The organism is Phenylobacterium sp. P4_E10 (assembly GCF_056401675.1).
Map to the genome: position 1 here is coordinate 368,224 of NZ_JBFUIW010000001.1, position 11,948 is coordinate 380,171.

Annotated in this window: 11 protein-coding genes, 1 tRNA gene and 1 pseudogene; 7 read left to right on the forward strand and 6 right to left on the reverse strand. The window is 66.9% G+C overall.

From position 1 onward, the window contains the following. Positions 1 to 42 precede the first annotated feature (42 nt). The 3 genes from ssuD to AC1DQJ_RS01840 form a co-directional block, all read right to left on the reverse strand. Positions 43 to 1,197, reverse strand: coding sequence for an FMNH2-dependent alkanesulfonate monooxygenase (gene ssuD, locus AC1DQJ_RS01830; RefSeq protein WP_477599672.1), 1,155 nt, complete (start codon positions 1,195 to 1,197; stop codon positions 43 to 45). A 251-nt stretch (positions 1,198 to 1,448) separates the two neighbouring features. Then, the gene (locus AC1DQJ_RS01835) at positions 1,449 to 1,862 is read right to left on the reverse strand and encodes an EVE domain-containing protein (RefSeq protein ID WP_477599674.1); all 414 of its coding nucleotides are present in this window, start codon (positions 1,860 to 1,862) and stop codon (positions 1,449 to 1,451) included. A gap of 41 nt (positions 1,863 to 1,903) precedes the next feature. Beyond that, the gene (locus AC1DQJ_RS01840) at positions 1,904 to 3,388 is read right to left on the reverse strand and encodes a S41 family peptidase (RefSeq protein WP_477599675.1); all 1,485 of its coding nucleotides are present in this window, start codon (positions 3,386 to 3,388) and stop codon (positions 1,904 to 1,906) included. Between the two features lie 107 nt (positions 3,389 to 3,495). On the opposite strand from AC1DQJ_RS01840, the gene AC1DQJ_RS01845 reads away from it, so the two are divergent. From AC1DQJ_RS01845 to AC1DQJ_RS01855, 3 genes and pseudogenes are all read left to right on the forward strand, one after another. Further along, positions 3,496 to 4,146 carry an NUDIX hydrolase gene (locus AC1DQJ_RS01845; protein WP_477599677.1) on the forward strand — a complete coding sequence of 217 codons (651 nt, stop codon included), beginning with the start codon at positions 3,496 to 3,498 and terminating at the stop codon, positions 4,144 to 4,146. Positions 4,147 to 4,788: 642 nt separating this feature from the next. Further along, positions 4,789 to 4,890, forward strand: a pseudogene (locus AC1DQJ_RS01850) (PEPxxWA-CTERM sorting domain-containing protein); the annotation flags it as partial. A 147-nt stretch (positions 4,891 to 5,037) separates the two neighbouring features. Continuing rightward, entirely contained in the window at positions 5,038 to 6,510 is a 1,473-nt protein-coding gene (locus AC1DQJ_RS01855; RefSeq protein ID WP_477599679.1) for a carotenoid oxygenase family protein, read from the forward strand. Positions 6,511 to 6,512: 2 nt separating this feature from the next. Here the strand turns inward: AC1DQJ_RS01855 and AC1DQJ_RS01860 are convergent, their stop codons facing one another. Further along, entirely contained in the window at positions 6,513 to 6,737 is a 225-nt protein-coding gene (locus tag AC1DQJ_RS01860; RefSeq protein ID WP_477599681.1) for a hypothetical protein, read from the reverse strand. Between the two features lie 187 nt (positions 6,738 to 6,924). On the opposite strand from AC1DQJ_RS01860, the gene AC1DQJ_RS01865 reads away from it, so the two are divergent. Beyond that, positions 6,925 to 8,328, forward strand: coding sequence for an aldehyde dehydrogenase family protein (locus AC1DQJ_RS01865; RefSeq protein ID WP_477599683.1), 1,404 nt, complete (start codon positions 6,925 to 6,927; stop codon positions 8,326 to 8,328). A gap of 33 nt (positions 8,329 to 8,361) precedes the next feature. Here the strand turns inward: AC1DQJ_RS01865 and AC1DQJ_RS01870 are convergent, their stop codons facing one another. Both AC1DQJ_RS01870 and AC1DQJ_RS01875 read right to left on the reverse strand, forming a co-directional pair. Further along, entirely contained in the window at positions 8,362 to 8,634 is a 273-nt protein-coding gene (locus AC1DQJ_RS01870) for a hypothetical protein (protein ID WP_477599685.1), read from the reverse strand. 136 nt (positions 8,635 to 8,770) lie between these two features. Further along, positions 8,771 to 8,844 (reverse strand) — tRNA-Cys (locus AC1DQJ_RS01875). 141 nt (positions 8,845 to 8,985) lie between these two features. Here AC1DQJ_RS01875 and AC1DQJ_RS01880 point away from each other — a divergent pair. The 3 genes from AC1DQJ_RS01880 to AC1DQJ_RS01890 all read left to right on the forward strand — a co-directional run bounded on the left by AC1DQJ_RS01880 (position 8,986) and on the right by AC1DQJ_RS01890 (position 11,920). Continuing rightward, the gene (locus tag AC1DQJ_RS01880) at positions 8,986 to 9,558 is read left to right on the forward strand and encodes a protein-L-isoaspartate O-methyltransferase family protein (protein WP_477599687.1); all 573 of its coding nucleotides are present in this window, start codon (positions 8,986 to 8,988) and stop codon (positions 9,556 to 9,558) included. A 166-nt stretch (positions 9,559 to 9,724) separates the two neighbouring features. Further along, positions 9,725 to 11,254, forward strand: coding sequence for a TolC family outer membrane protein (locus AC1DQJ_RS01885; RefSeq protein ID WP_477599688.1), 1,530 nt, complete (start codon positions 9,725 to 9,727; stop codon positions 11,252 to 11,254). 132 nt (positions 11,255 to 11,386) lie between these two features. After that, entirely contained in the window at positions 11,387 to 11,920 is a 534-nt protein-coding gene (locus AC1DQJ_RS01890) for a DUF2497 domain-containing protein (RefSeq protein WP_477599690.1), read from the forward strand. The last annotated feature ends 28 nt before the right edge of the window (positions 11,921 to 11,948 follow it).

An 11,948-nucleotide genomic window follows, 5' to 3' on the forward strand; every position in this document is an offset into this window, starting at 1 on the left:
CAGGTGCAAGTGGTGGCAGTCGCTGGACCTGGGTGCAACGCTCTAGGAGGCGGCCCGCTGCAGCGGCGGGGCGAAGGAGGGCGAGACGTTCGGGAAGCGCAGCTTGGTTTCACCCACCTCGTGCTTGAGGTTGAGCTTCGGGAACAGCAGCTCGGCGACCCGGTAGGCTTCCTCCAGGTGCGGATAGCCCGAGGCGATCACCGTATCGATGCCGATCTGGGCGTACTCCTCCAGCCGCTGGGCGATGGTGTCGGGATCGCCGACCAGCGCGGTGCCGGCCCCGGTGCGCACCAGGCCGATGCCGGCCCACAGGTTGGGGCTGACCTCCAGATTGGCGCGGCTGCCGTGGTGCAGGGCGCTCATCCGCGCCTGGCCGACCGAGTCCGAGCCCTTGGCCATGGCGGCCTGGAAGGCGGCGATGGCGTCGTCGGTGACGTACTTGATCACCTCGTTGGCGGCGTCCCAGGCCTGGGCCTCGGTCTCGCGCACGATGATGTGCAGGCGGATGCCGAAGCGGATGGTGCGGCCCCGGCGGGCCGCGCGCTCGCGCACGTCGTCGATCACTTCCTTCAGCTGTTCCGGGGGCTCGCCCCAGGCCAGATAGACGTCGACGTGCTGGGCGGCGATCTCGCGGGCGATGTCGGACGATCCGCCGAACCAGATCGGCGCATGCGGCTCCTGCACGAACGGGAAGAGCAGGCGGCCCTTCTCGATCGACAGATATTTGCCGTGCTGAGTGACGGTCTCGCCATTGGCCAGTCGCCGCCAGATGCTGAGGAACTCCTCGGTCTGAACGTAGCGTTCGTGGTGGTCGAGGAAGAGCCCGTCTGCCGCCAGGCCCTGCGGGCTGCCGCCGGTGACGATGTTCATCAGCGCCCTCCCGCCGGTCAGCCGGTCCAGCGCCGCGGCCTGGCGCACCGCCTCGGCCGGCGCGGTCAGGCCGGGGCGCGAGGCGACCAGGAACTTCAGCCGCTCGGTAAAGGGCGCGATCGAGGCCGCGGTGATCCAGGCGTCGGTGCAATGTGCGCCGGTCGGCAGCAGCACGCCGGAATAGCCCAACCGGTCCGCGGCAATGGCGATTTCCTTCAGGTACGAAGGCGTCGGCGCGCGGTCGGTCTCAGGGTGGCTCAGATAGGCGTTGTCGCCTGCGGACGGGATGAACCAGAGAAAGTCCAGCGGGGTCTTGTCAGCAGACATGGGTCGCTCTCCGGGGCGCGCGTGAGCTTTTAGCCTACTGAATAAGTGGGAATTCGAGCGTCCGAGAATTCCTGTCGCCAGGCCCCAGCTTTTCCAACGATTAGAGCTTGCCGAAACGCCCGCAGAAATTCTGCCGCAACCATAATCCTATTCATATTATAGGAATAACGCAGGACGCCTCCTCCCCTTGGCGTCCTGCCAAGCGGGGAGGGGCGCGCGGTCTGGGGGGCTAGCCGCGCGCCCGTCTTCCGTCAGAGGCCGCCAGCCTTGCAGACATAGTCCCACTCCGCCTGCGTCACCGGCTGCACCGACAGGCGGAACGAGGTAACCAGCGACATGCCGGACAGCTTGGGATCGGCCTTGGCCTGCGCCAGCGAATAAGGCTTGGGCAGGGGCTTCAGCGCCTTGATGTCGACGCAGACGAAAATCCCCTTGGGATCGGTCGGGTCGATGTAGTGCTCACGGACCACCTCTGCGACGCCGACGATCTCCTTGCCGGCCTGCGAGTGGTAGTAGAACGCCTGATCGCCGAGCTTCATGGCTATCAGGTTCAGCTTGGCGGTGTGATTGCGAACCCCCGTCCAGGGCTCCCCCGCCGCGCCCTTGGCGACCAGGTCGTCCCAGGAGAACACGTCCGGCTCGGACTTCAGCAGCCAGTAGGCCATCGGGCGCCTTTCTCGAACGATCCTGCGTTGCGGCCCAGACCCTAGCGCCGGCTCCGCACGATCTCCAGAGCCCGCGCCAGCACCGGATCGTTCACGGCTTCCACGATGGGCGTGACGATCGCGACGTCCGGCGTGACGCCCCGCGCCGCCCGGTCGCCGTTGGGGCGCACGATCAGCGCCTTCGGATATCCGACCACCACGCCGGTGCGCGGCAGGGTGAAGCGCTCCATGGCCCCGAAGGTGGTCGCCAGGTCCGAGGTCTCTTCGCCGAGGATCACGCCGAACCGATCATCCTGGATCGTCGCTGCGATCGCCACCGTATTCGAATAGGAGTGCCGGTTGATCAGGGCGTAGACCCGGCCGCCGAACCGTTTCGCACGCGGCTGCGCCACCGGCACGGGGAAGTCGATGACGGTCCCGGGCGCGACCCCCTCGAATGCCTTGGCCATTACCGCCGAAATGCCGGTCGGGTCGTTGCCGGGCGTTAGCAGCCGCTTCTGGTTGGACGCCACCGTGGCGTCGCTGACCTTGATCTGGAAGCGCGAGTTGAAGCGGAACGGCTTGTCGGCGAACCAGGCCACCATCAGGTCGCTGAAGCTGTTGTCGCCGCCCGGATTGTTGCGCAGGTCGATGATCAGGTCCCTCGCCCCGGCGGCGATGAAGCTCTCGAACGCGCCGTCGATGAAGCGCCCAAAGCTGCGGTTGTCATACATCAGCGCTTCGCCGCCCTCGACGTTGTAGGTCGGGCCGGGCCGCAGATAGGCCACCCCCTCGCCGAGCATACGGGCTTCGCGCTTCTCCCAGCTCAGGTCGAGGCTCGGAGGCAGTTTCGCCGCCGCGGCGGTCATCTCGCTATGGGAGCGAGCGGGGACCTTAACGTCGAACGGCTTGCCGCCCGCATGGGCCACTTTCAGCTCGAAGCCGGGCGCCGGCCCCAAGGTCGTCCAGACCACCCGCGCGAAGTCCCACTCCAGCATGGCGCCCAGCATGTAAGGGGTGTCGGCCGAGATCTGGCTCGAGGCGCGCTCCAGCCATCGGCCGACGGGCTCGCCGTTCAGCGAAAGGATCTCGTCGCCGGCCGCAATGGCGTCCAGCCCGCTTGCGTTGCGCGCCACGAACACCCGGCCATCGGTCACGCGAACCTCCAGCGGGAACATCGGGGCCTCCGCGGCGCGGGCGCTCCGGAACGCCCCGCCGGCCTCGTCGATGCGCGCGTGGGCGATCATGCCGAACGCCACGAAACGCTGAAAATGCTGGGCGATCTCGGCGCGGGTCATTGGCCGGTCGATCGCCGCGTCCATCTGCTTGAACATCGCGTCGTAGTCCGGCTTGCTCCTGCGGGCGTAGAGGTCGAAGTGCGATGCCTGGAGGGTCGCGTAGAGCTCAGCGAAGTCGGCCTTGATCGCCGCCGGGGCGAGGCTCTCGCTCGGGGCCTGGCTCACCTGCGCCATGGCTGGCGACATCGGACCAGGGACCGCCAAGGCGAGCAGGCCGGCGCCGAGCGCCGCCGCAAGCATGATCCGCATGACATCCTCCCAAGCAGCCCGCTGCCGGGCCGAAGCAAGCGCGACCATACTGGCGCCCGGCCGCTTTTGTAGCGGGCCGATGCCGAGCCCATGCTAGATTCCGCCAGATGGATGAGTGGACTGGGCGACAGGCCCCGATGGATTATTCGGTGGCGCTTCGCGAGGAGCTGGCCGCGCGTTGCCAGGCGTTCCCGCGGATCGTGCATCAGGCCGCCGGCCTCAAACCAGCGGCGGTGACGATTGCGGTGGGAGCTGGGGACGACGGCTCCGGCGCCGCCGCCTTCCTGCTGACCCGGCGCGCGGCGACCTTGCGCGCCCACGGCGGCCAATGGGCTTTGCCGGGCGGGCGTTGCGACCCGGGCGAGACCCTGGAGCAGGCGGCCCTTCGTGAGCTGGAGGAGGAACTAGGCCTGCGCGTGCCGGCCGGCGACGTGCTCGGCGTGCTGGACGACTATCCGACCCGCTCTGGCTACGCGGTCTCGCCGGTGATCGTCTGGCTGGACGACGCCAGGGGCCTGGCGCCCAACCCGCAGGAGGTCGCCTCGGCGCACTGGGTGCGGCTGGACGAGCTCGAGAGCGACGACGTCGTCACGTTCGAAACCATCCCGGAGAGCCCGCGGCCTCTGATCCGGCTGCGTATTGGCGAGCATCATATACACGCGCCGACCGCCGCCCTGGTCTACCAGTTCCGCGAACTCGTGGCCGGCCGGGTCACCCGGGTCGCCGAGCTGGAGCAGCCCGTGTTCGCCTGGCGCTGAGCGCAGCCGTTAGGGCAGATTAGCCGTTCAGCATTAAGGCAAATTAGGAGTAATTAAGAATAATAGGCGACAGTAAAGGCGGATTGAAAATTAATGTAACCTATTGGTTGAGTTAACTTGCCTGCTGCAATTGCCATATATAACTTCGTTATATGAGCAGCGTGGCCAATGCCCCGGTGGCCGTTATTTTTTGGAGTGGACATGAATAGGTTTGCCAAGATCGCGCTGGGCGCCTTTGCCGCCGCCGCGATCGGTGGTTCGGCCCAGGCGGCGACGATCGTCAGCGCCTGCAACGCCAACCAGATCAGCCCGGACGCCGTGGCCTGCAGCGGCTGGTTCGAAGGCAACCTGCTGAACACCTCCGGTACCCATATCCAGGACCAGAAGGACGCGCTGGCGTCGCTGGGCTTCGTCTGGAACGGCGTCTGGGCCCCGGTCGAAGCGACCAAGGTCCTTCCGGTGGACAACACCTACGACTTCGCCGCCCTCCTGAATGGCGACACCTGGATCGGCGTCCACAAGGGCAACGGCGGTCAGGGCGGCTTCTCTGGCACGGCGTTCTTCAAGCTGAACGCCAACAACCTCGACACCTTCAAGCTCGACCTCAACGGCGGCTCGACCGCGGTGCTCTACAAGACCGGCTCGGCCGTTCCTGAGCCGGCGACCTGGGCGATGCTGATCGCGGGCTTTGGCCTGGCCGGCTCGGCTATCCGCCGTCGCCGCGTGCAGACCGCGCTCGCCTAGTCAGGCGTCGATCGCTAGACGACAAGGCCGCGCCTCTCGGGCGCGGCCTTTTTCGTGCGCGCGGCGCTGGCTGGCGAACGAGAGCGTCCTGCGCCTATGATCGGCTCAGATCGGACGGCGATGTCCCGCCCGGCAAGGGAGCGCGCCATGCCCATCGAACTGGTCAACCGGGTCGCCAGCACCCTCCAGCCGAACGAGCATCCCTATCTGAACGGGGCCTGGACCCCGCAGTACGAGGAGTTCAACGGCAGCGAACTGGAAGTCATCGGCGCGATACCTGCCGATATCGACGGCGTTTACGTCCGCAACACCGAGAACCCGGTGCACCAGCCGATCGGCCGCTACCACCCGTTCGACGGCGACGGCATGCTGCACGTCATGAGCTTCAAGGACGGCAGGGCGGCCTATCGCAACCGCTTCGTCCGCACCAAGGGCTTCCAAGCCGAGGAGGAGGCAGGCCGCGCGCTGTGGGCCGGGCTCGCCGAAAACCCCGCCAAATCAGAGCGTAAGGGTTGGGGCGCGCATGGCGGCCTAAAGGATTCCTCTTCCACCGACGTGGTGATCCACGCCGGCAAGATCCTCTCGACCTTCTATCAGTGCGGGGAGGGCTATCGCCTCGACCCCTACACCCTGGAGCAGGACGGGACCGAGGCCTGGACCCCGATCGACGGCATCTCGGCCCACCCCAAGGTCGACGAGCACACCGGCGAACTGCTGTTCTTCAACTATTCCAAGCACGCGCCCTACATGCACTACGGCGTGGTCGGCCCGGACAACCGGCTCAAGCACTACACGCCGGTGCCCCTGCCGGGCGCACGCCTGCCGCACGACATGGCGTTCACCGCCAACTACTCGATCCTCAATGATCTGCCAGTGTTCTGGGAGCCGGAGCTGCTGGAGAAGAACCTGCACGTCGTCCGCTTCCACCGCGACATGCCCTCGCGGTTCGGGATCATTCCCCGCTATGGCCAGGCGCAGGACGTGAAGTGGTTCGAGGCCGAGGCGACCTACGTCCTGCACTTCCTCAACGCCTATGAGGACGGCGACGACGTGGTGCTGGACGGCTACTTCGAGGAGAACCCAGAACCCAAGTCGTCGAACAGCGCCCCGCCCGGATATGAGCGGATGCTGGCGTTCCTGGATCAGGATGAGTTGAGGCCCCGGCTGCATCGCTGGCGCTTCAACATGAAAACCGGCGCCACTGTCGAGCAGCGCCTGGATGATCGAAACCTGGAGTTCGGGATCATCAACAACCAGTTCGCCGGCCGCAAGTATCGCTTCGGCTACAGCGCGGTCTCCAAGCCCGGCTGGTTCCTGTTCACCGGCCTGGTCAAACACGACCTGGAGACCGGCGAGAGCCGTACGGTCGAGTTCGGTGAAGAACGCTATGGCAGCGAACCCGGCTTCGCGCCGCGGATCGGGGCCGTCGACGAGGACGACGGCTATTTGGTGACTTTCGTCACCGACATGGCCGCCGATCGTTCGGAATGCGTGATCTACGACGCCAGGAAGTTGGCTCAGGGTCCAGTGTGCAGGATCGTGCTGCCGGGACGGATCTCCAGCGGAACCCACGCCACCTGGGGCCAGGGCGAGACGATCCGCGCGGCCCAGGGCCGCTAGGCCTACCAGGTCTTCAGCGGCCGCGTGGCCATTGGCGCCTTGTAGATGTAGACGGGCTGTTTCGCGCTGACCGGCTGCAGCAGGTTCTGCTTGGCCGAGGGCTGGGTCTTGAAGCTTGTGAGCATGAGCGAGGGAGCCGATTTCGGCGTGGCGGGCCGCTCCGGCTGAGCCGGTACGCTCACAGCCGCTGTCGCGCTGAGCGCAGCAACCAAGGCGACGATCTTCACGCGCCTGCCTCCCAAATGTCTTGGCCTTCTGATGGGCCTGACAAGGAGGCTGCACCGCTTCCGGCATCAGCGCAAATCCAATCCGTGTGATGACGGTCCGGTTGACGCCACGCCACCGTTGGCGGGACCGCTCAGACATGGGACGGTGGTCTCAAGCCGGTCGGGCATTAGACGAGGGAACGACGCGATGGGTCCGTTCAAGCTGCTGATCAACGGTCAGCTGGTCGAGGGCGACAGCACCATGCAGGTGCTCAATCCGGCCACGGAGGCCGTGCTGGCAGATTGCCCGCGGGCCTCCAAGGCGCAACTCGACCAGGCAGTCGCCGCCGCCAAGGCCGCGTTCCCGGCTTGGAGCGCCAAGCCGATCGACGAGCGCCGCGCGGCGCTGCTGGCCATGGCCGACGCGATCCAGGGCGCAGCTCCCGAACTTGGCCGGATACTCACCCAGGAGCAGGGCAAGCCGTTGCAGGACGCTATGGGCGAAGCCTTCGGCGCGGCGGCGTTCTTCCGCTATTTCGCCAGCCTCGACATCCCGATCAAGATCATCGACGACAGTCCGACCCGGAAGGTCGAGCTCCGCCGTCGCCCGCTCGGCGTCATCGGTGCGATCGTGCCGTGGAACTTCCCGCTGATCCTGATGGCCTTCAAGGTTCCGGCCGCCCTGCTGGCCGGCAACACGGTGGTGCTGAAGCCGGCCGGCACCACCCCGCTGGCGACCCTGAAGATCGCCGAACTGGTCAAGGACCTGCTGCCGCCTGGCGTGCTCAACGTCATCGCCGACGCCAACGACCTGGGCGGCGAGCTCACCAAGCACCCGGATATCCGCAAGATTTCTTTCACCGGCTCGACAGAGACCGGCAAGCGGGTGATGGCCGGCGCGGCCGAGGCGCTCAAGCGCATCACCCTGGAGCTGGGCGGCAACGACGCCGGCATCGTGCTGGGCGACGTCAATCCGGCCGAGACCGCCCCCAAGATCTTCGGCGCCGCGTTCCAGAACTCCGGCCAGGTCTGCATCGCCATGAAGCGGGTCTACATCCACGAGAGCATCTACGACGCCATGTGCGACGAACTGGCCAAGCTGGCCGAGGCGGCGGTGGTGGGCGATGGGCTGGAGCAGGGCACCCAGTTCGGTCCGCTGCAGAACAAGGCCCAGTACGACAAGGTGCTCGGCTACATCGAGGATGGTCGCAAGGACGGCAAGATCATCGCCGGCGGGGTCGCCCCGGAAGGCAAGGGCTACTTCATCCGCCCGACCATCGTGCGCGACATCACCGACGGCTCGCGGCTGGTCGATGAGGAGCAGTTCGGCCCGGTGCTGCCGCTGATCAAGTTCTCGGACGCCGAGGACGCCCTGCGCCGCGCCAACGCCTCGGATGTCGGGCTGGGCGGCTCGATCTGGTCGAGCGACCTCGACAAGGCCTACGACCTCGCCGGCCGGATGGACACCGGCACGGTGTGGATCAACAAGCACGCCGAACTCGCCCCCAACATCCCGTTCGCTGGCGCCAAGTTCTCAGGCCTCGGGACCGAGCTGGGCGAGGAAGGTCTGCTGGAGTTCACCCAGTCGCACGTCATCAACATGGCGCGCTGATCGTCGCAGGGCCCGCGCTGCGGGCCTCGCGCCTCAATACTTCGGAGTGGTCGTCGTGGTCGTAGACGTGCCGTGACGGCCGTCCTGCTTCACGTCGCGCTTGTCCTGCCGGCACTCCGAACGGTTCTTTTCATCGCCTGCCTTGCACTCCTGCTTCACTGAGCGAGAGGTCTGGCGCGTGTCGCGGCGGTCGTCCCGATTCTCCATGCCGCGGGTCTGCGCCTGAGCGGGCTGCGGATATGAGCTGATCGCTATAGGACCGCCGACGACAGCCAGAAGGGCCAGCAGGCCCACAAACTTTTCCATGATCACCACCGTTTACGTGAAACAGCGTTGCTCGTAGGCCTTCGCGGCGGCCTCCGCACTCGGGTGTTACCCTGCGTCGCGGGCGCCGTTGCCGGACCCGCCGCGGTTATCTTATTGAATTATCTGTGAAAAATTTTGGAGGCCTGACCGAGAATCGAACTCGGGTGCACGGATTTGCAGTCCGCTGCGTCACCACTCCGCCATCAGGCCGCCGCCAGCCGAAGCCGGGGAGGGCGGATCACTAACCGAAGCGTCCGCCCACCGCAATCCTATCTCAAGCGCCGATTGCCTTCCGGTTAAGCGCGGACCTATAAGCTCGCCAAAGTTCACGCCTTTCCCCGTCGAGGAATCATGGCCGCCGATCTCGCCGCCGCCCGGCTCAACATGGTTGAGAGCCAAGTTCGCACCAACGATGTCACCGATGTGCGGATCCACGACGCCATGCGGGCGCTGGCCCGCGAGAACCTGATTCCCGCCGACAAGTCGTTCCAGGCCTATGCCGACGTCCACGTCGAATACGCGCCGGGCCGCTACCTGCTGCGTCCGCGCGAGGTCTCCAAGCTGCTGCAGGCGCTGCGGCCGATGGAGGGCGAGCGCGCCCTGGCCATCGTCGCGCCCTACGCCGCCGCCGTGCTGCACGCCATGGGCGTCTCGGTGGACATTCTGGACGGCGAGGACTTGAAGGCCGTTCAGGGTGAGAACTACGACCTGATCATCGTCGAGGGCTCGGTGACGCGTCCGCCGCAGGCCTGGCTCGACGCCTTGGCTCCGGCCGGCCGGCTTGGCGTCATCGAATGCGAGGGCCCGACGGGCAAGGCCGTGCTCTACACCCGCGCCGACGATGGATTTGGCCGTCGCAACCTATTCGACGCCACCGCGCCAGTCCTCCCGGGCTTCGAACCCCAGACCGGATTCGCGTTCTAGGTTTCGCCGCGAGCGGCATTCATTGCCCGCTGTCACGCTCTAGATGGCGCGCTTGAAACATGGTCGAAACTGCGCCGTGAAAAAAGCTTAAGGTAGCGCCCACTAGTCCGGGCTCGAATAGCCGGTCATATAGAGCCGGTCTCACTACGCCGTTTCGGGGATAACCATGTTCAATAGTCGTCGCGGGGGTTTGTTGGCCGCGGTCTACAGCGCAGGACTTGCGCTGAGTATCGCCGCGCCGGCTTCCGCCGAAACCTTGGCCGAGGCGATCGCGCTGGCCTACGACTCCAACCCGACCTTGCAGGCGCAGCGGGCCACCCAACGTGCTCTCGACGAGAACTGGGTGCAGGCTCGTTCCGGCTACCGGCCGAACGCCTCGCTCGGCGGGAACTTCTCCTACAGCGAGCTGCGCACGCCCAATGGCGCCGGCTTGGTCGATACCGACGGCGACGGCATTCGCGACACCATTGTCCGCGGCAAGCGGGAAGACAACAACGCCAGCGCCACCCTGTCGCTGACCCAGCCGATCTACACCGGTGGCCGCGTCGCCGCCGCGGTGAACGCCGCCGAGGCCGACATCCTGGCCGGCCGCGAGGCGCTGCGTCGCACCGAAGCCACCGTCATGCAGTCGGTGATCCAGGCCTATGCGGACACCCGGCGCGACCAGGAAGGCCTGCGCATCCGCGAAGAGAACGTCCGGGTGCTGCAACGCCAGCTGGACGAGTCCAAGGCCCGCTTCGACGTCGGCGAGATCACCCGCACCGACGTCGCCCAGTCCGAAGCGCGCCTGGCCGCCGCCGAGGCCCAGCTTTCCCAGGCCCAGGCGCAACTCGCCGCCAGTCGCGCGGCCTACGCCGCCGTCGTTGGCCAAAATCCCGGCGACCTGGCCGGTGAACCCGATCTGGCCGCCATGCTGCCGGCCGATGTCGCTCAGGCCTATGAGGCCGCCGAGGTCGACAACCCCCAGATCCGCCAGGCGGAGTACGCTCAGCAAGCCAGCCGCGCCCGCGTGGCCGGGGCCAGGGCTGAGCATATGCCGAACCTCGGCATCGGCGGTTCGGTCGGCTACGGCGGCACTGCCGACCCCTGGGCCGGCGAAGACGCTGCCCGCCAGGTCCGCGCCACCGCAACCCTGACCATCCCGCTGTTCACCGGCGGCCTGACGTCCTCGCGCGTGCGCGCGGCCATGGAGCGCAACAACGCCGACCGGATCGGCGTCGAAGTGGCGCGCCGGGCGGTGATGCAGAGCCTGACCCAGTCGTGGAACCAGCATCTGGCCAGCCGCTCCAGCATCAGTTCCACCAACCAGCAGGTGAATGCGGCCCGCATCGCGGCCGAGGGCACCCGCCAAGAGCAGCAGGTCGGTCTGCGCACCACCCTCGACGTGCTTAACGCCGAGCAAGAGCTGCGCAACGCGGAGCTGTCGCAGGTCGCCGCCCGCCGCGACGAGTTCGTGGCCGCCGCCCTCGTGCTGGTGCAGATGGGCCGTCTCGAAGGCCCGATGCTCGAGCCGAGCATCACGCGCTACGACCCGACCGCCAATTTCAAGCATAACCGCGTGACCTGGGGCTGGGTGCCTTGGGAAGAGCCGATCGCGGTGGTGGACGGCGTCCTGACGCCGAAGACTGTCGAGAAGCCGGCGACCCAACCGGTGACGCAGCCGGTCACCCAGCGGGTCGCCCCCCCGACGAAGTAGGGCAATTGCAGCTCCTAGTCGCCTGCGAGGCGAATAGGAGCTTGCGCCTTCTGGCGGAAATTGCAGGATCACACCGTCGCGCCTAGCTTGGCGTGACGGATTCTCTCTCGCACCCAGGCGACGGCCCTCGAAATGTCCGAACAGACTTCGCAAGAACCGACGATGGAGGAGATCCTCGCCTCCATCCGCCGCATCATCTCGGAAGATGACGCGCCGGCGGACGCCGCTGCGCCCGAGGCGGAGCCGGAACCCGAACCGGTTGAGGCTGCTGCGCCGATCATCGAGCCCGAGCCCGAGCCGGAGCCCGAGGAAGACGACGGCGTCCTGGAACTGACCGAGCGGGTTGAGACCGTCGGCGATCTCGACGTCTACACGCCGAGCGTCAGCGACGATCCCGAGCCCGAACCCTATACGCCGCCGCCGGCGCCCGTCGTCGAAGTCGGCGAGGGGTTGGTCGGCGCCCTGGCCGCCAACGCAGCGGCCTCGGCCTTCGGCCAGCTGTCGGCTGCCATCCAGATGCCGGCTGACGGCCGCACCCTGGAAGACGTGGTCCGCGAACTGCTCCGCCCGCTGCTGAAGCAATGGCTGGACGACAACCTGCCCGGCATCGTCCAGACGACCGTCGACCAGGAAGTCGAACGCATCGCTCGCGGCCGAGTACGCTAACGAACGGCGAGCGCCGCTCCGCGAGGGG